General features: G+C 64.9%; 24 protein-coding genes and 1 tRNA gene. 15 read left to right on the top strand and 10 right to left on the bottom strand.

Going from position 1 to position 21,682, the window contains the following annotated elements; all coding sequences use genetic code 11:
- The first annotated feature begins 623 nt into the window (after positions 1-623).
- The 3 genes from U5A52_RS26150 to U5A52_RS26140 all read left to right on the top strand — a co-directional run bounded on the left by U5A52_RS26150 (position 624) and on the right by U5A52_RS26140 (position 4,444).
- Positions 624-2,183: a mannose-1-phosphate guanylyltransferase/mannose-6-phosphate isomerase gene (locus tag U5A52_RS26150; protein WP_321936742.1), complete on the top strand. Its 1,560-nt coding sequence runs from the start codon at positions 624-626 to the stop codon at positions 2,181-2,183.
- Between the two features lie 385 nt (positions 2,184-2,568).
- On the top strand, positions 2,569-3,288 hold the full coding sequence (locus tag U5A52_RS26145; RefSeq protein ID WP_321914266.1) for a FadR/GntR family transcriptional regulator: 720 nt from the start codon (positions 2,569-2,571) through the stop codon (positions 3,286-3,288).
- A gap of 178 nt (positions 3,289-3,466) precedes the next feature.
- On the top strand, positions 3,467-4,444 hold the full coding sequence (locus U5A52_RS26140) for a Gfo/Idh/MocA family oxidoreductase (protein WP_321936741.1): 978 nt from the start codon (positions 3,467-3,469) through the stop codon (positions 4,442-4,444).
- A 68-nt stretch (positions 4,445-4,512) separates the two neighbouring features.
- Here the strand turns inward: U5A52_RS26140 and U5A52_RS26135 are convergent, their stop codons facing one another.
- The 7 genes from U5A52_RS26135 to U5A52_RS26105 form a co-directional block, all read right to left on the bottom strand.
- Positions 4,513-5,172: an amino acid ABC transporter permease gene (locus U5A52_RS26135; RefSeq protein ID WP_321936740.1), complete on the bottom strand. Its 660-nt coding sequence runs from the start codon at positions 5,170-5,172 to the stop codon at positions 4,513-4,515.
- Between the two features lie 111 nt (positions 5,173-5,283).
- Positions 5,284-6,081 (bottom strand): transporter substrate-binding domain-containing protein, encoded by a 798-nt coding sequence (locus U5A52_RS26130; protein ID WP_321914268.1) that lies wholly within the window; start codon positions 6,079-6,081, stop codon positions 5,284-5,286.
- Between the two features lie 83 nt (positions 6,082-6,164).
- A complete protein-coding gene (locus U5A52_RS26125) occupies positions 6,165-7,199 on the bottom strand; it encodes a quinone-dependent dihydroorotate dehydrogenase (RefSeq protein WP_321914269.1) in 1,035 nt (344 codons plus the stop codon).
- 79 nt (positions 7,200-7,278) lie between these two features.
- Positions 7,279-8,043: an arginyltransferase gene (locus U5A52_RS26120; RefSeq protein WP_321936739.1), complete on the bottom strand. Its 765-nt coding sequence runs from the start codon at positions 8,041-8,043 to the stop codon at positions 7,279-7,281.
- A gap of 196 nt (positions 8,044-8,239) precedes the next feature.
- Positions 8,240-9,004 carry a leucyl/phenylalanyl-tRNA--protein transferase gene (gene aat, locus U5A52_RS26115; RefSeq protein WP_321914271.1) on the bottom strand — a complete coding sequence of 255 codons (765 nt, stop codon included), beginning with the start codon at positions 9,002-9,004 and terminating at the stop codon, positions 8,240-8,242.
- Between the two features lie 26 nt (positions 9,005-9,030).
- The gene (locus U5A52_RS26110; RefSeq protein WP_321914272.1) at positions 9,031-9,576 is read right to left on the bottom strand and encodes an NUDIX hydrolase; all 546 of its coding nucleotides are present in this window, start codon (positions 9,574-9,576) and stop codon (positions 9,031-9,033) included.
- 193 nt (positions 9,577-9,769) lie between these two features.
- A tRNA-Met gene (locus U5A52_RS26105) sits at positions 9,770-9,846 on the bottom strand.
- 203 nt (positions 9,847-10,049) lie between these two features.
- Between U5A52_RS26105 and U5A52_RS26100 the strand changes: the two genes are divergently transcribed.
- From U5A52_RS26100 to U5A52_RS26080, 5 genes are all read left to right on the top strand, one after another.
- Positions 10,050-10,547: a heme-degrading domain-containing protein gene (locus tag U5A52_RS26100; RefSeq protein ID WP_321914273.1), complete on the top strand. Its 498-nt coding sequence runs from the start codon at positions 10,050-10,052 to the stop codon at positions 10,545-10,547.
- Positions 10,548-10,551: 4 nt separating this feature from the next.
- The gene (locus U5A52_RS26095) at positions 10,552-10,899 is read left to right on the top strand and encodes a DMT family transporter (protein ID WP_158757954.1); all 348 of its coding nucleotides are present in this window, start codon (positions 10,552-10,554) and stop codon (positions 10,897-10,899) included.
- 131 nt (positions 10,900-11,030) lie between these two features.
- Positions 11,031-11,315, top strand: coding sequence for a DUF1488 domain-containing protein (locus tag U5A52_RS26090; RefSeq protein WP_321914274.1), 285 nt, complete (start codon positions 11,031-11,033; stop codon positions 11,313-11,315).
- Positions 11,316-11,378: 63 nt separating this feature from the next.
- Complete coding sequence (locus tag U5A52_RS26085) at positions 11,379-12,089, top strand: TetR/AcrR family transcriptional regulator (RefSeq protein ID WP_321936738.1); 711 nt, start codon at positions 11,379-11,381, stop codon at positions 12,087-12,089.
- Positions 12,090-12,163: 74 nt separating this feature from the next.
- Complete coding sequence (locus U5A52_RS26080; RefSeq protein WP_321936737.1) at positions 12,164-13,321, top strand: enoyl-CoA hydratase/isomerase family protein; 1,158 nt, start codon at positions 12,164-12,166, stop codon at positions 13,319-13,321.
- A gap of 92 nt (positions 13,322-13,413) precedes the next feature.
- On the opposite strand, the gene U5A52_RS26075 is transcribed toward U5A52_RS26080, so the two are convergent.
- The gene (locus tag U5A52_RS26075; protein ID WP_321936736.1) at positions 13,414-13,839 is read right to left on the bottom strand and encodes a hypothetical protein; all 426 of its coding nucleotides are present in this window, start codon (positions 13,837-13,839) and stop codon (positions 13,414-13,416) included.
- A 407-nt stretch (positions 13,840-14,246) separates the two neighbouring features.
- Between U5A52_RS26075 and ssuD the strand changes: the two genes are divergently transcribed.
- From ssuD to U5A52_RS26050, 5 genes are all read left to right on the top strand, one after another.
- The gene (gene ssuD, locus U5A52_RS26070) at positions 14,247-15,404 is read left to right on the top strand and encodes an FMNH2-dependent alkanesulfonate monooxygenase (RefSeq protein WP_321936735.1); all 1,158 of its coding nucleotides are present in this window, start codon (positions 14,247-14,249) and stop codon (positions 15,402-15,404) included.
- A gap of 38 nt (positions 15,405-15,442) precedes the next feature.
- Positions 15,443-16,300, top strand: a complete 858-nt coding sequence (gene ssuC / locus U5A52_RS26065; protein WP_415774056.1) for an aliphatic sulfonate ABC transporter permease SsuC — start codon at positions 15,443-15,445, stop codon at positions 16,298-16,300.
- Positions 16,297-17,178, top strand: coding sequence for an ATP-binding cassette domain-containing protein (locus U5A52_RS26060; protein WP_321936734.1), 882 nt, complete (start codon positions 16,297-16,299; stop codon positions 17,176-17,178). Before ssuC ends, U5A52_RS26060 begins: the two co-directional genes overlap by 4 nt.
- Positions 17,179-17,229: 51 nt before the next feature.
- On the top strand, positions 17,230-17,445 hold the full coding sequence (locus U5A52_RS26055; protein ID WP_028204871.1) for a TOBE domain-containing protein: 216 nt from the start codon (positions 17,230-17,232) through the stop codon (positions 17,443-17,445).
- An 85-nt stretch (positions 17,446-17,530) separates the two neighbouring features.
- Positions 17,531-17,779, top strand: coding sequence for a DUF6566 family protein (locus tag U5A52_RS26050; RefSeq protein WP_321936733.1), 249 nt, complete (start codon positions 17,531-17,533; stop codon positions 17,777-17,779).
- Here the strand turns inward: U5A52_RS26050 and U5A52_RS26045 are convergent.
- Together U5A52_RS26045 and U5A52_RS26040 are read right to left on the bottom strand one after the other, a co-directional pair.
- Positions 17,776-18,702, bottom strand: coding sequence for a DnaJ C-terminal domain-containing protein (locus tag U5A52_RS26045; RefSeq protein ID WP_321936732.1), 927 nt, complete (start codon positions 18,700-18,702; stop codon positions 17,776-17,778). The genes U5A52_RS26050 and U5A52_RS26045 overlap by 4 nt on opposite strands.
- Before the next feature lie 369 nt (positions 18,703-19,071).
- Entirely contained in the window at positions 19,072-19,743 is a 672-nt protein-coding gene (locus U5A52_RS26040) for a SagB/ThcOx family dehydrogenase (RefSeq protein ID WP_321936731.1), read from the bottom strand.
- 315 nt (positions 19,744-20,058) lie between these two features.
- Between U5A52_RS26040 and U5A52_RS26035 the strand changes: the two genes are divergently transcribed.
- Entirely contained in the window at positions 20,059-20,394 is a 336-nt protein-coding gene (locus U5A52_RS26035) for a hypothetical protein (RefSeq protein WP_321914283.1), read from the top strand.
- 1,019 nt (positions 20,395-21,413) lie between these two features.
- Positions 21,414-21,668 (top strand): hypothetical protein, encoded by a 255-nt coding sequence (locus tag U5A52_RS26030; RefSeq protein ID WP_321936730.1) that lies wholly within the window; start codon positions 21,414-21,416, stop codon positions 21,666-21,668.
- Positions 21,669-21,682: the final 14 nt, after the last annotated feature.

Below are 21,682 nucleotides of genomic sequence, written 5' to 3'. Positions count from 1 at the left end.
TCGCGTGCGCTTGTGTGCGCGGTATTGCTTGTCCGCGTCTCGCGTCTTTGCGGTGATCTCTCTTTAGCAGGGTGTGTGCCAGTTGGTGCGAAAGCACGCATTCAAGCGGCTAAGCGAGTGTTGGCCATGCGGCAGCGCGGCATAACGCAGCATTTTTGTTTCAGTTTTGTACGGCGACTTTGCGCATCGAGGCACCGCGCATCGCATTTTTGAAAGCCGCAAGTTGATGATTCAATTGAGTTATTTACCTCGGTAACAGGGGCATTCAAAAATGGCTCCTGCGTGAAACATGCATTCGGGGCGACGCGTGCCCCAGGCCAAAAAACAAGTGTTTTTGATTCAGTTCTGTTGCAACGCAGACGTAGCCGGCGAAAAAGCGTTCGGTGTTGAAACCTCGCGTGTGAGCCGCTTTGCCGCGCGCTTGGCCGGGCGCATGCGATCAGTGTGGGTATGCGTACAGATTGGCATGCCGAGGTTTGCTCCAATGGGGTCCGGAAAAGGTCTCATGAATGGGTGAGGCCTGAGAGGTCCGGGAGGCGCGTGACGCTTCGGGCGAGCCCGCCGGCAGGCAGGCGCGGCGTTCGTCGACGTGACCCGACGTATTTCAACGGGGAGCTCACTGTATGAACCAGCTCGTGACGCCAGCCGGCTTGATCGCGGCAGCCAATGAACCCGAAGTCGCGCTCATCGTTCAGCCCGTGGTGCTGGCCGGGGGCTCGGGCACGCGGCTTTGGCCGCTCTCGCGCGAGCATTGTCCGAAACAGCTGATCGATCTGCTCGACGGCGAGTCGCTGCTCGAAGCCACCGTGCGGCGGCTCGACGGCGTGTACGCCCAGGCGGGCGGCGCAATCCGCAAGGCCGCGCCTGTTGTTGTGAGCAGCGAGGAGTTGCGGCTCATGACCGTCGACCGGCTCGGCCGCAGCGGTATGCCCGCGCGGGTCGTGCTCGAGCCGGTCGCGCGCAACACGGCGCCGGCCCTCACGGTGGCGGCGCTGGCGGCGCGCGCCGGGCACGAGGCGGCACTGGCCAGCAACGGCGCCGGTGGCGTGTGCGACAGCGACCCGGTGCTCATCGCCATGCCGGCCGACCACCTGATCGCCGATCGCGCGGCGTTTGCCGCCGCGCTCGAAGAAGCGGTGGGCTACGCGGCGCGGGGCGCGATCGTCACGCTGGGCGTGCCGCCGCAGCGCGCGGAAACCGGTTACGGGTACATCGGCGCGGGGGCGGCGCTCGGCGCCAGCGGCGCGCGCGTGATCGAGCGTTTCGTGGAAAAACCGGGCGCCGAACTCGCGGCGAGTTACGTGGCCTCGGGCGATTACCTCTGGAATAGCGGCATTTTCGTGGTGCGCGCATCGGTTTGGCTCGCCGCGATCGCGCATTGCCGGCCGGCCATCGCGGCGCAATGCGCGGCGGCGTTCGAGGCGGCCGCAGTTGATGCCGACGGCACCGTGCATCTCGATGCGGCGGCGCTCGCCGCCTGCCCGTCCGATTCGATCGACTACGCGGTGATGGAGTCGCTCGGCGCGGACGCGCGGCTCGCGGGCGTGGTCGTGCCGCTCGTGGCCGGCTGGTCCGATGTCGGCGCATGGGACGCGGTGTGGCAGGTATCGAACAAGGACGCAAGCGGCAACGTGGCGCGCGGCCGTGTGATGTTCGAAGACGTGACTGACACGTTCGCACACTCGGACGGACGGCTCGTTGCCTGCGTGGGCGTGCACGGCGTGGTGGTGGTCGAGACGGCCGACGCAGTCCTCGTCGCGGCGAGGGATCGGGTGCAGGACGTGAAGGCGATCGTCGGCAAGCTCAGGCAGGAGCGCAGCGCGGTTGCGCAGCATCACCGGCGTGTGGAGCGGCCGTGGGGCTGCTACGACTCGCTCGATCAGGGCGAGCGCTTCCAGGTCAAGCGCATCGTCGTGAAGCCGGGCGGGCGGCTGTCGCTGCAGATGCATCACCACCGCGCGGAGCACTGGACCGTGGTGCGTGGCACGGCACGTGTCACGCGCGGCGAGGAAATTTTCCTGCTTTCGGAAAACGAATCGACCTACATTCCGCTCGGTGTGAAGCACCGGCTGGAGAATCCCGGCAAGACGCCGCTCGAGATCATCGAGGTGCAGTCGGGCGGTTATCTGGGCGAAGACGACATCGTCCGCTTTGACGATGAGTATGGGCGGATACAACGTTGAACGAGTGCAGCGTTGAAAAGCACGACGTGGGTCAGCGCGCGAAAAGCGTACGCAGAAGAAACATGCACGCCGGCATCGCTGCATATGCACAGCCAGGGAATGCCGATCGATCCGGAAGCGGATTCAAAAGCAGTTTGAAAGCGCGTTGATTGAAGTAAGTGGGCGGTCCATACGATCGCCTTACAAAAAGAGCAGCGCAAGGGCCGACGTAACACGCGTACATACGAACAATGCGCATGCGCGCAAGCATCATGTCAGGAGATATCCTGGCTGGCGAATTATGCGAAACGCATGGCAACGTAACACCTAAGTTCGACGACGCACGAGGGCCCGCGCAGTATCCGGCAAACATGGGCGATAACGTCCACATCGGGGGGGTAGGGTCATGGAACTGGGGAACAAGGAACGCTCGCTCGTCAGCAAGGTGATGGACGGGCTGATTTCAGGCATCGTCGAGGAGCGCTACGGCGCAGTGCTGCCTCCGCAGGACATCCTGTCAAAGGAGTTCGACGTGAGCCGCACGGTCATGCGCGAGGCGCTCTCCATGCTGCTCGCGCGCCACATGCTCGACGTGCGGCCGAAGATAGGCACGCGCATCCGGCCCATGCGCGACTGGCGCATGATCGACGAGGACGTCGTGAACTGGCGTTTCCGGTCGAAACCGGACAAGACGTTTTTGCGCGACGTGATCGAATTTCGCGGCCTGATCGAACCGGCGGCGTGCGCACTCGCCGCCACGCGCGCGAGCGCGGCGGACATTGCGGGCATTCGCGAGGCGTTCGAGGTCCTGCGCCAGACGAGCACCGACGATCCGAATTTCCAGACTGCCGACGCTCTTCTGCACACGCGCATCCTCGCGGCGAGCGGGAATCAGTTTTATCAGCAGATGGCGGCGATCATTCGCGGCGCACTCTCGCTCGTGAATCCGATTCTCAACACGCGTGACGGCGGCTGGAACAATGTCGTAGCGGCGCATGGGCGCATCGTCGAGGCAATCGAGCGGCGTGCGCCGAAAGAGGCCGAAGCGGCCGCGCTCGCGATGATCGAATACACCGCCGACGAACTCACTCGCGCGCTCGCGCCCGAGGCGTTGGAGCAGCGCTAAGGCCGTTGGCAGCGTCGATTCGCTCACATCAATGCGCTTGCTGCGCGCGGATTGATGCGAGCGCATTGCGGCGCGCTGCGCGGGCCGGTATCGTGCGTGTCTTTGGGTGCGCCGCGTGTGTCGTACGTTACGTACACCGCGCGGCGGCCCTCGACTTCACAGCCGGAGCACGCAGCACATGAGCGAAACACAAACGATACGTTGGGGCATCGTCGGCGCGGGCCGCATTGCGCACCGCTTCGCGCAGGGCGTCGCGCACGTCGCGCACGCGCGCGTCGAAGCGGTCTGGTCGCGCCGCGCAACGACTGCTCAGGCGCTTGCCGCCACCTGCGGCGCGAAGGCGTGCGAGAGCGTGGATGCGCTCTTCGCAAGCGGCATCGACGCCGTGTATATCGCCACGATGCAGGATACTCACGCCCACTACGCGATTGCCGCGCTCGAAGCGGGGCTGCCCGTGCTGTGCGAAAAACCCGCCACCGTGAACGGCGCGCAGCTCGAACGTGTGCTCGACGCGGCGCGCCGCGCGCAGCGCCTCTTCATGGAGGCGATGAAACCGCCGTTCTACCCCCTCTATCGAAAGTTGCGCGCGCAACTCGATGCCGATCCCATCGGTCCGGTCGGACTCGTGCGCGCGGGCTGTTCAGTGGCCAGTGTGCCCGCCGACCATCCTTCGCTGTCATTCGAGCAAGCGGGCGGGGCGCTGCTCGATATCGGCGTGTACGAGATGTTTCTCGCGGTCGACTGGCTCGGCGCGCCGCGTGAGGTGCAGACGGTCGGGCGCCTCGGCTCGACAGGCGTGGACACCTTCGCGAGCCTGAACTGCCAGCATGAGCACGGCATTGCGCAGCTGTTCTGCGGGCTCGACCTGCACGGCTATGGCGACGCGCTGCTCGCGGGGCCGCTCGGCAACGTGACGATCCACGCGAACTGGTGGAATCCGGCGCGTGCGACGGTGCGTTATGTGGATGGCCGCGTCGTCGAGCTCGACGAGCCGTTCGAGGGCGGCGGCCTCAACTACGAGACTGCGCACTTCTGCGAATTGCTGCGCGCGGGCGCGCTCGAAAGCCCGGTGATGACGCACGACACTTCGCGCCGCATGCTCGCGATGGCCGACGCCGCGCGCGCGGCGCTCGGACTGCGTTTCCCCTGCGAATGACGCGTCAGGAAGCCGCCTGAAAACAAAACGGCCCGCTCGTGCGGGCCGTGTTTGAAACGCGCCTGGTATCAGTGCCGTGAAGGCAGCGCGAGGCGTTTTTCGTACCAGTGCTGCACCCATTCGAGCACCTGGCAGAGCACCCAGTAAATGGCGGCCGCCGCGAGATAAAGCGGCAGCGGTTGATACGTCGAAGCGATGATTTCCTGCGCACTGCGCAGCAGCTCCGTCACGGTGATGACCGAAACGAGCGACGTGTCCTTGATGAGACTGATGAGGCTGTTCGAGAGACTCGGCACGGCGATGCGAAGCGCCTGCGGCGCGATCACGTAGCGCAGCGTCTGGGTGCGCGAAAGGCCAAGGCTGTAAGCCGCGAGCCACTGCCCGCTGTGTATGCCGAGAATCGCGCCACGCATGCTCTCCGAGAGATACGCCGCCACGTTCGCGGAAAGCGCGATCACGCCCGCGGGCGTCGGGTCGAGCGAAATACCGATGCTCGGCAATCCGTAGTAAATGACGAAGATCTGCACGAGCAGCGGCGTGCCGCGCATCAGGCTCACGTACACACGCGCGATGAACACGAGCGGGCGGCTCGAGCTGATGCCCATGAGTGCGAGCACGGCGCCGCCGATGAGCCCGAAGATCATCGAAAGCACGGCGAACTTGACCGTCAGCACCGCGCCCTGTGCGAGCACCGGCAGCGACTGGATGATGAGCGTATAGATGGGCATGGGCGTAGGTAACGAGGTGGAGTGGCGCGTTTTGCAATGGACGCACATGTGCGAAGGGCGGCATCGTGCGATGCCGCCCTTCGCGTCAGCCGGACTGAGCGTCCCTCAGGATCATTGCGTGATCGGCTTGGTCACGTCGATGCCGAACCACTTGTCCGAGATCTTCGTGAAAGTGCCGTCGGCTTCGAGCTGCGTCATCGCGTCGTCGATCGCCTTGGCGAACTTCGGATTGCCCTTCTTGAACGGGATAGCCGACGGGTTGCCGTTGCCGACGATCGCGCCCGTGCGCAGCGGCAGCTGCGAGTTCTTCAGCAGGTAAGCGAGCATCAGGCGGTCGTTGAGCGCCGCGTCGAGACGGTTCGCTGCGAGGTCGCGCAAATACTCGGGCGCGCCCGGATAGGTCTTCACGTCGATGCCCGGCACCGACTTGGCCATGTCCATGTAGTTCGTGCCGAGACCGACGCCGAGCTTCTTGCCCTTCAGGTCTTCGAGCGTCTTGAACTGGCGCGTGTCGTCCTTGCGCTGGATGAGCTGCGCGGCTGAGTACGTGTACGCCGGCGAGAAGTCGAGCACCGCCTTGCGCTGGTCGGTCACGCCGACCTGGTTCACGATCACGTCGAACTTGCCTGCCTGCAGGCCCGCGATGATGCCGCTCCATTCGGTCGTGACGAATTCGGGCTTGAGGCCCATTTTCGCGGCCACAGCCTTGGCGATGTCGACGTCATAGCCGACCAGCTCGCCGCTCGGCGCCTTCGAATTGAACGGGGGGAACGTGCCTTCGAGACCGATGCGCAGCGTGCCGCGCGCCTTGGCCTGATCGAGCAGGTCGTCGGCGTGGGCGCTCGCTGCGACGAACGATGCGCCAACGATTGCAAGTGCAAGGAGTTTTTTCAGCAAACCGGCTTTCATGTTTTCCTCTTGTTCTGCTGCTGCGATTCTAGTGCTAGTGCACAGCGCCTCCGATGCGCCATGACTAGCCTGCCACTATAGCTTCAGGCGCGGCCCGAGGCCAGCGCCCGCGCACATTCGGCGACGAGCGCCGGACCGCGATAGATGAAGCCCGTATAGATCTGCACGAGCGAGGCGCCGGCTGCGATCTTCTCGCGCGCGTCGTCGCCCGAAAAAATGCCGCCCACGCCGATGATCGGCACGTCGCCGCCCAGCTCGGCGCGCAGCTTGCGGATCACGTTGTTCGAGGCGTCGAATACCGGGCGTCCCGAGAGGCCGCCGGTTTCGTTCGCATTCGGCATGCCTTCCACCGCCGTGCGCGAGAGCGTGGTGTTGGTCGCGATCACGCCTTCGATCTTGTGGCGCAGGAGCGTGTCGGCGATTTCCTTGACCTGCTCGTCGTCGAGATCGGGGGCGATCTTGAGCGCGAGCGGCACGAGCTTGCCGTGCATGTCGGCCAGGCGCTGCTGTTTGTCCTTGAGCGCCGCGAGGAGCGCGTCGAGTTCGCCGCCGCCTTGTAGCTGGCGCAGGTTCTTCGTGTTCGGCGACGAGATATTGATCGTCACGTAGCTCGCGAACGGGTAGACGCGCTCGAGGCAGAAGAGATAGTCCTCGGCGGCGCGCTCGATCGGCGTGTCGGCGTTCTTGCCGATGTTCAGGCCGAGGATGCCGCGATAGCGCGCGGCCTGCACGTTCTTCACGAACTGCTCGACGCCGTGATTGTTGAACCCCATGCGATTGATGATGCCCCCCGCCTGCGGCAGCCGGAAAATGCGCGGACGCGGATTGCCGGGCTGCGGGCGCGGCGTGACCGTGCCCACCTCGATGAAGCCGAAGCCGAGCGCGGCGAAACCGTCGATCGCGGCGCCTTCCTTGTCGAGGCCTGCGGCGAGGCCCACAGGATTGCGGAAGGTGAGGCCCATGACGGTGCGCGGCGAATCGGGCACGCGCGGCGCGAGCAGGCCGGCCATGCCGGTGCGGCCCGCGGCGCCGATCATGCGCAGGGAGAGGTGGTGGGCGTCTTCGGCGTCCATGCGAAAGAGCTGGTCGCGGACGAACGGATAAAGGGTGCTGAACACGGGAAGAAGGCGCGGGCGCCGGAAAATGGGAACCCGCTATTTTACCGGCAACGCGAGCCCGGGGCGATGTGCCGGGGGCTCAGGCTTCGGGCGTGAGTGCGGCCCATGCACCGTCGAAGAGGCCTTCGAGCGGCTGGAAGCGCGCCTTGTACGCCATTTTCGGGCTCTCGCGGATCCAGTAGCCGAGGTACACGTAAGGCAGCTGAAGGCTGCGGGCCTGCTCGATCTGCCAGAGGATGTTGTACGTGCCGTAGCTCGTGTGGAGCGAATCGGGGTCGAAGAACGTGTAGACCGAGGAGAGCCCGTCGCCGAGGATGTCGATCATGCTCACCATGCACAGCGTGCCGGGCTCGTCCGGGTGCGCGGGGTTCGGCTCGCGGAATTCGACGAGGCGTGAATTGATCCGGCTTTGCAGCAGGAACTGCTCGTACTGGTCGCGGCTGTCGCGGTCCATGCCGCCGCCCGCGTGGCGCGCCGACTGATAGCGCATGTAGAGCGCGTAGTGCGACTCGTCGTAGTGCAGCGGCGCGACGGTGGCGACGAGCGCGTCATGGCGCTTCCAGGCGCGGCGCTGCGTGCGGTTCGGCGTGAAGCGCTCGACTGGCACACGCACCGGCACGCACGCGCGGCAACCGTCGCAGTAGGGGCGATAGGTGAACACGCCCGAGCGCCGGAAGCCGGCCTTCACGAGATCGGTATAGACGTCGGAGTTGATGAGATGACTGGGCGTTGCCACCTGCGAGCGCGCGATGCGCCCCTCCAGGTAACTGCAGGGGTAGGGCGCCGTTGCATAGAATTGCAGCGCGGAAAGCGGTGAAAGCGGCAGCTCGTTTGGATGCGTCACGTTGGCAGCTCTCGTAGCAGTTCGGATCGTCGCGTGGCGCGCGCGTAAGCCTTGCCAGATCACGCGGCGACGGGTTCTCTATTCAGTCTAACATTGACGCCGAACATGTATCCATCGAATTGCGCTGGCTGTAGCAAGCGCGCACGCGGGCGTCCCGCGCCGCTCATATGCCACTCATTTGCGGCTCGCCGGCCATTCACGCAGCGGGCAGAAACGCGTCGGGCGTGCCTCGACCGCCGAGCAGATCGGCGAGCACGCCTTTGTCGAATTTCCACGGAATGGGCGCGGCGTTCACATGCGTGCGCACATGGGCGATGAATGCCTTGCGCGAGATTTCGCGCCCGCCGAGCGAGGCGAGATGCGCGGTGTTCTGCTGGCAATCGATCAATTCGACGCCGTGGCGGCGCAGATGCGCGACGAGCGCCGCGAGCGCGATCTTCGAGGCGTCGGTGACGGAGGCGAACATCGATTCGCCGAAGAACATCGTGCCGAGCGCCACGCCGTAGAGCCCGCCCACGCGCTCGCCGCCGAACCAGGCTTCGATGCTGTGCGCATCGCCGATGCGGTGCAGGGTGGAGTAGGCGTCGATGACGTCGCCTGTGATCCAGGTGCCGCGCTGGCCGTGCCGCGGCGCATTCGCGCACGCACGCATGACCGCTGCGAAATTGTTGTCGACGCGAATTTCCCACGTGTCCTCACGCAGCACGCGCTTGAGCGTCTTCTTCAACGAAGGCGAGACCTTGAACTCGTCGGGACGCAGGATCATGCGCGGGTCGGGGCTCCACCAGAGCACCGGCTGGCCGTCGGAATACCACGGGAAGATGCCGCGCCGGTAGGCGTCGATGAGGCGCGAGGGCAGCAGATCGGCGCTGGCGGCGAGCAGGCCCGGCGCGCCGCTCGACGCGCCGAGCGCGCGCTCGACGGCGGGAAACGGTTCGTCGGGCGAAAGCCAGGGGACCATCGTCGCGGGCGCAGTCGGAAGAACAGTCAGCCGTCGCGCAGCGAGCGCAGGACGTCGCCGGTGTGCAGCCCGAAGCTGCCGGACTGGCGATCGGCGAAGAAACAGCGCAGCGTCTGCCCGACCGTTGGGAACGCAATCTCGTCCCAGGGAATCTCGTGCTCTTCGAATAGCCGCACTTCGAGGCTTTCTTCACCGGCTGCGATATCGAGGTCGAGCAGGCGCGCGAGATAGAACAGATGCACCTGGTGCACGCGCGGCACGTTCAGGAGTGAAAAGAGGTTCTGCACCTCGACGCGCGCGCCGGCTTCTTCCAGCGTTTCGCGCGCCGCGGCTTCGGCGGTCGTCTCGCCCATCTCCATGAAGCCGGCGGGCAGCGTCCAGTAGCCGTAGCGCGGTTCGATGGCGCGGCGGCACAACAGCACCTTGTCTTCCCAGACCGGAACCGTGCCGACCACGTTGCGCGGATTCTGATAGTGAATGGTGCCGCAGTGTGAGCAGACGTAGCGTTCGCGATTGTCGCCGGGCGGAATGAGCAGGCTGACCGCCTGACCGCAAGTCGAGCAGAATTTCATGGGCACGATAGGGGGATGGGTGATGCGAGTTTATCACCGCTCAGATCGTCGCTCATGTGCTCGCAGGGAAATGGCAAGAATGCCACCTCGTGAGGATCGCGCTTTGGAGTGCGCGCCTTGAAGGTCGCGCTGCGAAGGTGGTAAACGGAAAAAGGGTTACAGGCCGATGACCTGTAACCCTTTCGAATTCTGCTGGTTGCGGGGGTAGGATTTGAACCTACGACCTTCGGGTTATGAGCCCGACGAGCTGCCAGACTGCTCCACCCCGCGTCCGTCGAAGAAAAGATTATATGACAGTTCGCGCCGCGTTGCAACAACAAATGACGGTCGCCTTTCCACGCGTTTGCAAAATGTTTGCGGGGCGCACGTGCCATGGCTTGCGAGGCCGTCAGGATAGAATCGGGGCTCGGTCGGCGCAACGTTCACGCTGCGCCCTGGTTCTTCATGCGCACCGCGCTTCACACGCTTCTTCCATGGACATTCCCCTCGACCTGCAATCGATAGCCGCGCAGGAGCACGCGCTGGTGTTTCCCCGTTTCGACGCCGATCGCGCCTGGCAGCTCGGCTCGCATCTGCATGAACTTGCGCGTGCACGCGCGGTGCCCGTCGCCATCGACGTGCGCACGTTCGGCCAGCAGCTCTTTTTCTGCGCGCTCGACGGCGCCACGCCCGACAACGCCGACTGGGTGCGCCGCAAGTCGCGCGTGGTCGAGCACTTTCGGCGCAGCTCCTATGCGATCGGCTTGCGCATGCAGCAAACCGGCACGACGCTCGCCGACAAGCACGGCTTGCCCATCACCGATTTCGCACCGCATGGCGGCTCGTTCCCGCTAACGGTCGCGGGCGCGGGCGTGATCGGCTCGGTCACCGTCTCGGGGCTGCCACAGCGCGCCGATCATGAACTGGTGGTCGAGGCGCTTTGTGCGCAACTCGACGTCGACTATGCGCAACTCGCGCTCGCGAAGGTCTAAAACGATGCGCTTTCCCGCACTCTCAGCCTGGACCTGGCTCGTCATCGCGATCGTCGCGGAAGTCATCGCCACTTCTGCACTGCGCGCTTCGGATGGTTTCACGCGGCTCGTGCCCTCGGCGATCGTCGTGGTGGGGTATGGCATCGCGTTCTATGGGCTCTCGCTCACCTTGCGCAGTTTGCCCGTCGGCATCGTCTACGCGGTGTGGTCGGGCGTGGGCATCGTGCTCATCACGCTGGTGGCGATGGCGCTCTATCGGCAGGTGCCCGATCTGCCGGCCGTGCTCGGGCTCGGCCTCATCGTGGCCGGCGTGGTCGTGCTGAATCTGTTCTCGAAGATGCAGGCGCACTGAAAGCTGACGCTGCTGCGGCCACATTCGCGCCAGACATCGCGTCTCGCGCGTAGTATGGCAGGTTACCGCCGCGCACCGCGTGGTCCCGCGGCGGCAGTGCTTTCTGCTGGTTTTCCCCATTGGGGCTGGACATGATCATTCGTTTTCCCGCCGACGCGCCGCTCTATCGCGACGCCAATCTGACCGTGGTCTTCCCCGCACTCGTCGACGGCACACGCGTACCGTGCGCGATTTCCGTCGAGGCGCTCGAGGACCATTTCGGCGCGCTGCCGGCGAGCCGCGACGCGTCGATGCAGGCGTTCGACGCGGGTCGTCCGCGCATCGAGGCCGTGGCACGCGCCCATCTCGAACTCAGCAATGGCACGCCGGTGCTGCTCAAGAGCGGACACTTTCCGCCCGGACGCCTGGATTCGTAGTGCAGGGCGCGCCCGCCCGGGCGTCACAGGACATTTCGGTTACGGCAACCGCCAGGCGTCGTCATGGGAATCGTCGAACGCAAGCATCGCGAACTGCCAGCCAGGCAAGCAGCGCGCGCGCACGACCGGCGCGAGCGCATTCTCGATGCTGCGCGCCGCATCGTCATGCGCGAAGGCCTCGCCGCGCTCTCGATGCGCAAGATCGCCGACGCGATCGGATATTCGCCAGCGTCCCTCTACCTGCATTTCTCGGGCCGCGATGAGATTGCCGAGGCGCTCGGTCAAGAGGGTTGCGCGCAACTGCTTGCGCAGCTCGAACCACTCACGCTGATCGCCGACGCGCGCGAGCGGCTTCATGCGCTCGCACACGCCTACGTGGCTTATGGCTGCGACCATCCGCAGACTTACGAACTCATCTTCGTGGCGCGCAAGCCGCGCCCGGCGCATGCGGAGCCGGCCGCGCGCCGTCAGAACGACGCGCCTGTTGCGGTTGATGAACCTGACACAGACGCCGCGCCGGCCTGCGGCGCGCAGCTCTTTGCCGCTACGCTCTCCGCACTCGCACCGGCGAGCGGGGCGCGTGTCGACAGCGCCGTGCTCGCGCAGTCGCTTTGGGCAACGCTGCACGGCGTGGTGATGCTCACGCTCGCACGCGCCGGCTTTCAGCACGCCGCACCCGGTCCGTTGATCGACGCCACGCTCGATGCCTGGTTCGGCACGCGCGCCGCCGCGGCTACGCCGTCAACCGCGCCAGCGCCTCGGGTGGCGACGTGATAGCCTCAAGCAGTCTGTGACCGCACCTCACGCGATCTGAAGATGCCGCTCATCGTTCCGCCTTGCCAATCGCCATGTCACACGAAGCCAACGCAAGCCCGACCGCAACCGATACCGACGCGCACGTGGTGACACGCGTAGCGAACCGTATCGGCTTTATCGAACTCGAACGCCCGCAGGCGCTCAATGCGCTCACCACTGGCATGGTCCGCACAATGCACGCGGCGCTCGATCGCTGGCGCGACGACCCGGACGTGCTCGCAGTGATCGTGCGCACGCGCCACGCGCGCGCGTTCTGCGCCGGCGGTGACATTCGATTCCTGTACGAGTCGTACCGCGCGGGCGATCAGGCGGCGCTCGACACGTTTTTCTCCGACGAATATCGCCTGAATCACGCCATCTTCACGTTTCCGAAACCGTATATCGCGCTGCTCAACGGTGTGGTCATGGGCGGTGGCATGGGCATCTCGCAGGGCGCGCATCGCACGGGCGGCCTGCGGCTCGTGGGGTCGAGCACGCGCATGGCGATGCCGGAGACGCGCATTGGCCTCTTTCCCGATGTCGGCATGGGCTGGTTCCTTGCGCGCACGCCTGGCGCGATTGGCCGGTATCTTGCGGTGACCGGCGAGACGCTCGACCAGGCGAGCGGGGTCTATGCGGGCCTCGCCGACGCGTCGCTCGACGAGGCCGCGTGGCCCGCGCTGCTCGATGCGGTCGAGAGCGAGCCGTTCGCAAGCGGCGCGGAAGTGGTCGCGCATTTCCGACAGGCGGCGCTGCCCGCGGCCGAGTTGCAGCGCCTCGCCGAAGGTTCGTCGCTGGCGGCGGTTCGCGACTGGATCGACCGGCATTTCTCGCTTGCCGATGTGCCAGCCATGCTGGCTTCGCTCGCAGCCGCGCAGCGCACGGGCGAAGGTGCGCAAGCCGAATGGGCAGGGCAGATGGTGGAGGTGCTGCGCGAGCGCTCGCCGCTTTCAATGGCGGTGTCGCTAGAAGTCGTGTCGCGCGCGGAAGGCACGATGGCCGACTGCCTGCGCCGCGACCTCGATCTCACGCGCTCGAGCTTCGCGATCGGCGACGTCATGGAGGGCATACGCGCACGCATTATCGACAAGGACAATCATCCGCAGTGGCGCTTTGCGAATATCGAGGATGTGCGCCGCGAAGACGTCGAGCGGATGTTCGAGAGTCCCTGGAGTCCGGGGGACCATCCGCTGCGCGAACTGATGGGTTGAGCTGGCTGGCGCGGGAGCAGGGGAGGAAAGCGGGAGGGAAAAGCGCGGCGGTCAAACACGGGCCGCGCATCGTGCACGGCCCGCAGGCGGGGTCAGTCTTCGGCAGTTTCGCTCATGAACGCGCGCATGAAAACGAGCGCGCCCCAGCCCCACATCGCATTCGAGGCGAAGCCCGTGGCCAGCCGCGGCAGCATGTTGCCGCTCGGCCAGATGCCGCGCAGCGGATCGACGACGAACACCATTGCCGCGGTGAGCACGATGCCGCCGAACACGAACGCCTGAACCCACGGCGCGGGCCGCGCAGGCGACACGCGCAGCAGCCACGCCATCAGAATGGCCCAGACGGCGCTCCAGATCGCGTTCACGAGGAACTCGGGCAGCCCGAGCGGCAGGAACGGGTCCGTCGAAAATCCGGCCGCGTTGGTAACCTGCGCGGCATGCAGGAGCGCGAGCGTCGCCTCGCGAAAGAAGAGCGACGCCAGAAAGCCGGAGACGAACGGCAGAATCAGTTTTTGCATGAAATCGTGCGAGAGCTTGCTTGGCCTCACCGCGCAATGAGCCTGATGGAGCGTTCTCGCGCGCAGCGTGCCGGTGTTTTTGTGGGTGCGTGCGCCATTATATCGGCGCGCGGTGCGCGCGAGGCGCGCCGTATGCTAAAGCGTCGGGCAAAGCACGAAAGTGGAAAACCTAAGCTCAAAAAAATCGTTCTAAAGGGCGAGGGCCGTCCCTAGACTGGTTCCCCATGAAGACGGCGCCGCCGTCGCCGGGCGCCGCGCGTGGCGTACCGCGAACGCGCCGGCGCAATCCGTCAGCTGTCGAATCCTTTCAATTGAGCCATGAGCGGCGCATTCGTTTGCGCGGCGCGCCCGCGCGCGTCTGCAGCATGTTGCGCGCCATGTTTCGAAATTCCTGGCAGGAGCCACGCATGAATGTTTTCTGGTTCATTCCGACCCACGGCGACAGCCGCTATCTGGGCACGACCCAGGGCGCGCGCGCGGCCGATCTCGCGTACTTCCAGCAGATCGCCGTGGCCGCCGATACGCTCGGCTACGAGGGCGTCCTGCTGCCCACGGGGCGCTCGTGCGAGGACGCATGGGTCGTGGCGTCGAGCCTCATCGCCGCGACGCGGCGCCTGAAGTTTCTCGTGGCGATCCGCCCGGGTCTTTCGTCGCCGGCGCTTTCCGCGCGCATGGCCGCCACGTTCGACCGGCTCTCCAATGGCCGTCTGCTCATCAATGTCGTGACGGGCGGCGACACGGCCGAACTGGAAGGCGATGGCCTTTTCGTCGATCACGACACCCGCTACGAAATTACCGACGAGTTCCTGCATATCTGGCGCCAGCTGCTCGCGGCATCGCACACGAACGAGGCGATCGACTTCGAAGGGCAGCATCTGCGCTCGGTCGGCGGCAAGGTCCTGTACCCGCCGGTGCAGCATCCGCATCCGCCGCTGTGGTTCGGCGGCTCTTCGCCGGCTGCGCACGCCATGGCGGGCGCGCACATCGACACGTATCTGACGTGGGGCGAGCCGCCCGAAGCCGTCGCGCGCAAGATCGCCGACATTCGTGCGCGCGCGGCCGAGCATGGGCGCACGATCCGCTTCGGCATCCGCCTGCATGTGATCGTGCGCGAGACCGAAGAGGAAGCGTGGGCCGCAGCCGACAAGCTCATCAGCCACCTCGACGACGAGACGGTTGCGCGCGCTCAGGCTGCGTTTGCGAAGATGGACTCGGAAGGGCAGCGCCGCATGGCTGCGCTGCACGGCGGCAAGCGCGGCACGCGCAAGGACCTCGAGGTGTATCCGAACCTGTGGGCGGGTGTGGGTCTCGTGCGTGGTGGCGCGGGCACGGCGCTCGTCGGCAATCCTGAACAGGTGGCGGCGCTCATGAAGGAATATGCGGCGCTTGGCATCGAGACCTTCATTTTGTCCGGCTATCCGCATCTGGAGGAATCCTATCGTTTTGCGGAGCTTGTATTCCCGCTGCTGCCGGGGCACGCGGCGAAGGGCGCGGGCGGCCCGCTTTCGGGGCCGTTCGGCGAAGTGGTCGGCAATCACTATCTGCCGAAGGTGAGCCAGAGCTGAGGCACTGGACAAACGCAGCAATCGTGGAGAATGCAACGATGACGCAATCCGTAGTAACGGCCGCGCCCACCCGCGGTCCCGCAAGCCCCGGCGGCGCACTGCGCGGTATGCGGGCATTTGTGCCGGCGAGCCGGCGGCGGATCGCGCCTTGGCTCGTGCCGCTGGCGGTGCTGGTGATCTGGGAGGTCGCCGCCAAAAGCGGCGCGCTCTCGACGCGTGTGCTGCCCGAACCGCTCGCCGTGCTGCGGGCCGCCTGGTCGCTGATCGAGTCGGGCGAGATGTGGGCCGACGTGCGCGTGAGCACCTGGCGCGCGCTTTCGGGGTTCGCGATCGGTGGCGGCATCGGGCTCGTGCTTGGACTGGCTACGGGACTTTTCAAGCCCGTTGAAACCGCGCTCGACTCGACCGTGCAGATGGTCCGCAATATTCCGGCGCTCGCCATGATTCCGCTCGTGATCTTGTGGTTCGGCATTGGCGAGGAAGCAAAGGTCTTTCTCGTGGCGCTGGGCGTGTTCTTCCCGGTGTACGTGAATACGTTCCACGGCATCCGCTCGGTAGACGCCAATCTCGTCGAGATGGCGCGCAGCTACGGGCTCAAGGGTTTCGCGCTCTATCGCGAAGTGATATTGCCGGGGGCGTTGCCGTCGATTCTTGTTGGCGTGCGCTTCGCGCTCGGCTTGATGTGGGTAACGCTGATCGTGGCCGAAACGATCTCCGCGCAATCGGGCATCGGATACATGACGATGAATGCGCGCGAATTCCTGCAAACCGACGTAGTGGTGGTCGGCATCCTGCTATACGCGGCGCTCGGCAAACTCGCTGATTGGCTGGCGAAGTGGCTCGAGCGCGTGGCGCTGCGGTGGCATCCCGCCTATCAACAGGAGAACGAAGCATGAGCGTGAGCCAGTTGGCATCGAACTACGGTGCAGGGCGGGACGGCTTTGAACGCGAGCCGGCGCGCGAACGCAACGGCCGTGCGCAGGTCGCCCGCGAAGGCGTGGCATTGCGCACGAATACGCAGGGAGCGGACGCCGCAGTTGCACTGCGCGGCGTGGGAAAACGCTACGGCGAGCGCACCGTGCTGAGCGGCTTTGACCTTTCGATCGAGCGCGGCAGCTTTGTTTCCATCGTCGGACGCAGCGGTTGCGGCAAGTCCACGCTGCTGCGTCTGATCGCAGGTCTCGAAGCGCCGGACGAGGGCGAGGTGCAACGGCGCGGCGCGGGTGGCGCGCCGCTCGACACGCGCATCATGTTCCAGGACGCACGCCTGCTGCCGTGGAAAACCGTGTTGCAGAACGTGATGCTCGGCCTCGGGCGAAGTGCGCGCGACGACGCCCGCGCTGTGCTCGACGAGGTGGGCCTGCTTGCGCGCGCCGACGAGTGGCCCGCGCGACTCTCGGGCGGCCAGCGGCAGCGCGTGGCGCTTGCCCGCGCGCTGGTGCATCGTCCGAGCCTGTTGCTGCTAGACGAGCCGCTCGGTGCGCTCGACGCGCTCACGCGTATCGAGATGCATGCATTGATCGAGCGCTTGTGGCGCGAGCACCGCTTCACCGCGCTGCTGGTGACGCATGACGTGCACGAAGCCGTCGCGCTGGGCGACCGCATTCTGCTCGTCGAGGCGGGGCGTATCGCGCTCGATCAGACCGTGCCGCTCGAACGCCCGCGTGCGCGAGTGGACGCGCGCTTCGCTGCGCTCGAGGAGAGCGTTCTGCAGCGCGTGCTCGGCCACGGCGCGCAGCCAGCCACCGGGCGGCCTTCGGGCGCGGCGGCTTGAATCGTTTATCAGGATTCCTCTTTTTATACTCGAACTCCCGGAGCCTAACTTATGAGCATTACCGCCATCAACGTGCGCAACCAGTTTCGCGGCAAGATCAAGGAGATCATTCGCGGGCCCGTCGTTTCGGAAGTCGATGTCGACACGGCGTTCGGCATCGTGACTTCGGTGATTACCACGCGCTCGATCGACGAACTCGAGTTGAAAGTAGGATCGGAAGTGGTCGCGCTGGTGAAGTCCACGGAGGTGTCGATCGCGCGCCTGTGAAACGGATCGCGCGTCGGGCCCGCCTGCGAGCCGCACAGGGGCGAAGTGCTAGCATGAACCGTCACCAGAAGACGGAGAGGCGATCATGGAGCCGAAGGGCAACGACATGGGCGACTACCAGGAGCGCTACAAGGACTACGACATCGAAGTCGCGGTCGAGCAGGTGCTCACGGGTGTGAAGGCGCACTTTCGCGTGCTGAAGGACGATACCGTTGTAGAGGACTGGCAGCTCGTGCATATCACGCGACTCTGGTCCACTGAGCACGCGGCGGCCCAGGCGGGCTTCGACGCCGCGCGCGCGTGGATCGATGCGCGCGGCGCGCAAGCTGGCTAGCGTTTGCCTTGCGAGCCCGAGGCAGGCGACTGGCTGGCCCGGCGCTCGGCAGCGGCGAACATGTCGCGGAGTTGCTGGCGCTCGGCGCCGCTCAGATGTGCTGCGGCGGCCGGCACGGTGAGCACGAGGTGCAGCGTGAGGATGCCGCGCGTGCCGTTGCGGTCCGCGAGCCCCTGGCCGGGCAGACGGATTGCCGTGCGCGCATTTGCGTTCGCTGGAATCTTCACCTCGAACGTGCGGCCGAGGACCTTCGCCTGGAGGCCGCCGCCCAGCATGGCACTCACGAAGTCGATCTGCAGGTCGCAGGCAAGGTCGAGCCCGTTGCGCGTGAAGCCCGGGGCGCAAACGATGGAAACGGAAAACGTGGCGTCGCCGGGCGGCCCGCCATTCACGCCGGGATGGCCGCCGCCTGGCACCACCAGACGCTGACCGTCCCATGCTCCGCGAGGAATCTCGACAGCTTGCGACTTGCGCCACGTTTTCACGCCTGTGCCGTGACACTGCTCGCAAAGCGCGCCGCGATCTTCCTGCTCACACGCCGGACAGGGACCTTTGACAGGGTAGTGGGCTTGAACGCCGCCGCCGTCGAGTGCGACTTCGAGCGGCACGAATAGCTCGACGAGACAGTTCGCGCCGCGCATGGGCGGCGTCGCACGGCGGTGTCGCGGCGATGCTTCTCCGGTGCGGGTTTTGCTGGCCGGGTTTGCGGCACCAGTTGTCCTGTCTGTTGGCGCGACGCGCCTGCCGCTCAGAATCTCGAAGGCTTCCTGAATGAGCTTGAACACCGGCTCGACCGTCGCCTCGCGTCCCTTGTTGCGGTCGGGGTGGTACTTCGCGCGCAAATGACGGTACGCGCGCTTGATCTCCGCCGGCGACGCAGTCTCCGGCAGCTGCAGCCGCCTGTAATATTCCTCGAAGCTCAAGGGCGTTCCCGGGTGTCTCTCGTGCACAGACGCAAAAAAGCCCGCAACCAGTGCGGGCTCATTTGTTCACTGCTGAATTCTTTGGGGGGCTGATGGGACTCGAACCCACGACAACAGGATTCAGAATCGAGTCGCCGAACAGCCAATTCAGGTTAAAAATCCAAGCCCTAGGATTTCAATTTCGGAATATATCGCACTTTGTCGACCCAACACTGGCGCGCGTTTGCAGCGACGTGTTCCGAAATTCCGATGCATTTTAGCCGGCATCGTAGATGTAGCGCCAGCGCTACAGCTTCGAGAAAAGCTGCGGAAGCTGTCCGATGCGCAGCTCAGCATGACGCCTCGTTGTACTGGCGTCTTTCGCTGTGTTCAGGCGGGAGGGCCTACCGGGATGAGATAGACGACAGTCTGGCCAGCAGGCAGGGCAAGCGCTTGCGCGGCGTTGTACCCGTCGACGGACCCAACGGGCACGGCGGCAAGCTTAAGGACGGCGGCCTGAAGCAGCATGTTCTGGACGGCATGCGCGGCCTCTTGCCGGGAGTAGGGAAGGTCCCGGGCGCCATACCGCTGGGAAAGCCGACTGGGGTCGGCGGCCACCGCGATGACGAGCGGCGCTGCCCCGACAGACGCTTGCCCGAGTGCAACGGCTTTCAACTTGGGTCGCAGGTCGGGCGTGGTGCGCGTCTCGGCCCGGTGGCCCTGTGGCAGGTAGTGCATGACCTCAGTGGCGCTCACCGCGTAGAGCTCAAGCGCGTACAAAGCGCCTGCCGAAGGAGACGCACGCTTGCCGTCTGGGCTGGTGATGCCCTGTCCGGCCCACAGCAACTGGCCGACCGTCTCGACTGGCAACGGGTCTGTGCCGAAGATGCGCACGGATCTGCGTCGCGAAATGGCTTCTTCCAGGGAAACGGTGCCCGCGAAGGTGGGCTTGGGCAGTGCGATTTCATTGGTGTATTTAGCCTGGCTCGCCTGCGCGTGGCGGGTTCCCCCCTCAACGAGCGCCCCCGCGGCTACCAGAGCCAAAAGTTCACGGCGGTGCATGGTGCCTCCACGAGAGAATGAACAGACTCGTTGGCGGACCGCACAACCGGATGAAAGTCTGAAAGCCGAGGTGCCGCTGCAAGGCGAGTCGCGAAGTTCGGCTTGGCGCTGAGCGCTCCGCCAATGGGTTGACCAGCTTTGTCTCTTTCTGTGCGAGACAAGTCGACATTTCGTCAGACGAGGTGAAGCTTAGCTGCCGTGGAAGCCTAATCCAAGGTTTGCTTATCTCGCGCCAGCCACCGCAAGGACGGATTTCGAATCCGCTTGGCTCGCTTTTGCCCGCGGTTTTAGGCGAATGCCTGGAGGTTCGGCCCATTGTCATATTTCGTTGCTGTGGTGTCGGTGCTGAGTCCCGGCTTCACGTCGCGGAACGAGAGCGTCGGCCATGCTACTATTTCCTTTCAATTTGAAAGGAGACTGCTGATGGGTTGGAACATGCGCTTTGCCGACTACCGTGGTTATGACCTTCATTCGGAAACCATTGAGTGCCCCAATGAAATGTGGGTTTGGCGCGCGAAAGTGAGCAGGGGCACAGAACGCGACATTGCTTCGACGCAAGACCTGGAGACGGGCCACAGGACTCGGGACGATGCGGAAAGCGCCGGGTTCGCTTGGGGGCGCGCGAAGGTCGATGAAATCTTGATGGGCTAGGCGCGTCGCGCTCATTGGCTGCCTCTAGCGCGCTCCGCGTCGCTAGCCCTTTGCACAGGTTTGTCCACCGTTTCTGTGGACAACCGTGCGACCGCATCTGTGGATAAGCCCACGGCGGTTTCCAAACCTGTTCGCTCGCTGGGTCGCAGCAGGGGGCCACGGGAGCGGCGTGACAGGCGCACGCCTCTTTCGTGGGCGGCCAGTATGGGCTGCGCCTTTTGCTGTCGATGCCGACGTTCTGGCCGACGTTCGTGCTGTCGGCGCTGGTGAACGGGAAGCGCGTGAACACGTTTGGGTTGAGCGTGCGCAGGTCGTGGAGCTTGCAGACGGGGCGTCCGCTGCGATCGCATACGACGCCCACCACCTCGGCCATGCGCCGATGCCACAGGTCCGTGCCGACTGCGGCGTATTCTCCGGGGCTGCCAAGGCAGACGCTCGGTCACGCCAGGGCTAGACGTTCCAGGCGGCTGAGTGATTCGTGCAGGTGCCAGACCGGCGTGCCGACCCACGGAAGCGCCACGGCCATTCCTCGATCAGCACGTCAAGCGGGCATGAAAGTCGTCGGCGATCGCTTCGTGGGAAGGAGCATTCATTAACCCGCGTGGCCGTTACGATGTGCTCGACGTGCACCAAGGCCTCCAGTGGTGGGCGCCATAGGGATCCGAGGATGAATTGAACGCTGCCTCTAGGTTTCGGGTGCGGTTTTGTTGCCGGTCTGTGGTTAACTCCTTGCGGATTTCACTCGAAAAGCAGGCACGACAAGCGATGTCGGCCGGATAGTCAGAAGAAACTTTGCCAATCGCCGGGGACAGACAATGGATACAAGGGATAAGGTGGGAGCCGCCCACGAGGCGTGGGTTATCGCTCGCGAAAAGGTTGCCAGAGAACTCCCGCGCCTGATCCTTGAATTGCCAGACGACGATTTAATACGCGCTCTGATTGCTGAGGAAGTCGCCGCGCATAGAGACTTCCTTGTCATTCGCGCTAGCGTAGGCTGCGCTCCCTAAGCGATGGTCGTCGTGCTGCTCGACTACGGGTTGGGGCAGCACTGTGCCAGACTCAATCGCTCAAAGCCTTATGCTGCGGGTGGCGGAAAGAGGGGCTTGGCGCGCCTCATCCAAAGAACCGGCGTCATCAGCCAATCGAAAGTCGGCTTTACCCGTTTTTCATTTTCTTCCCCGCGATTTGCGAGCTCGAATTCACAAGCGCAAATGCAAAAAAGCCCGCATAAAGCGGGCTTCATTTTGCATCGCATCTTCCAGAATCTGGAATGACATCTTCCAAAAAT

This window comes from Paraburkholderia sp. J8-2 (assembly GCF_905220195.1).
Taxonomy (GTDB): Bacteria; Pseudomonadota; Gammaproteobacteria; order Burkholderiales; family Burkholderiaceae; genus Paraburkholderia.
This window is presented reverse-complemented; position numbering and strand designations above follow the sequence as displayed.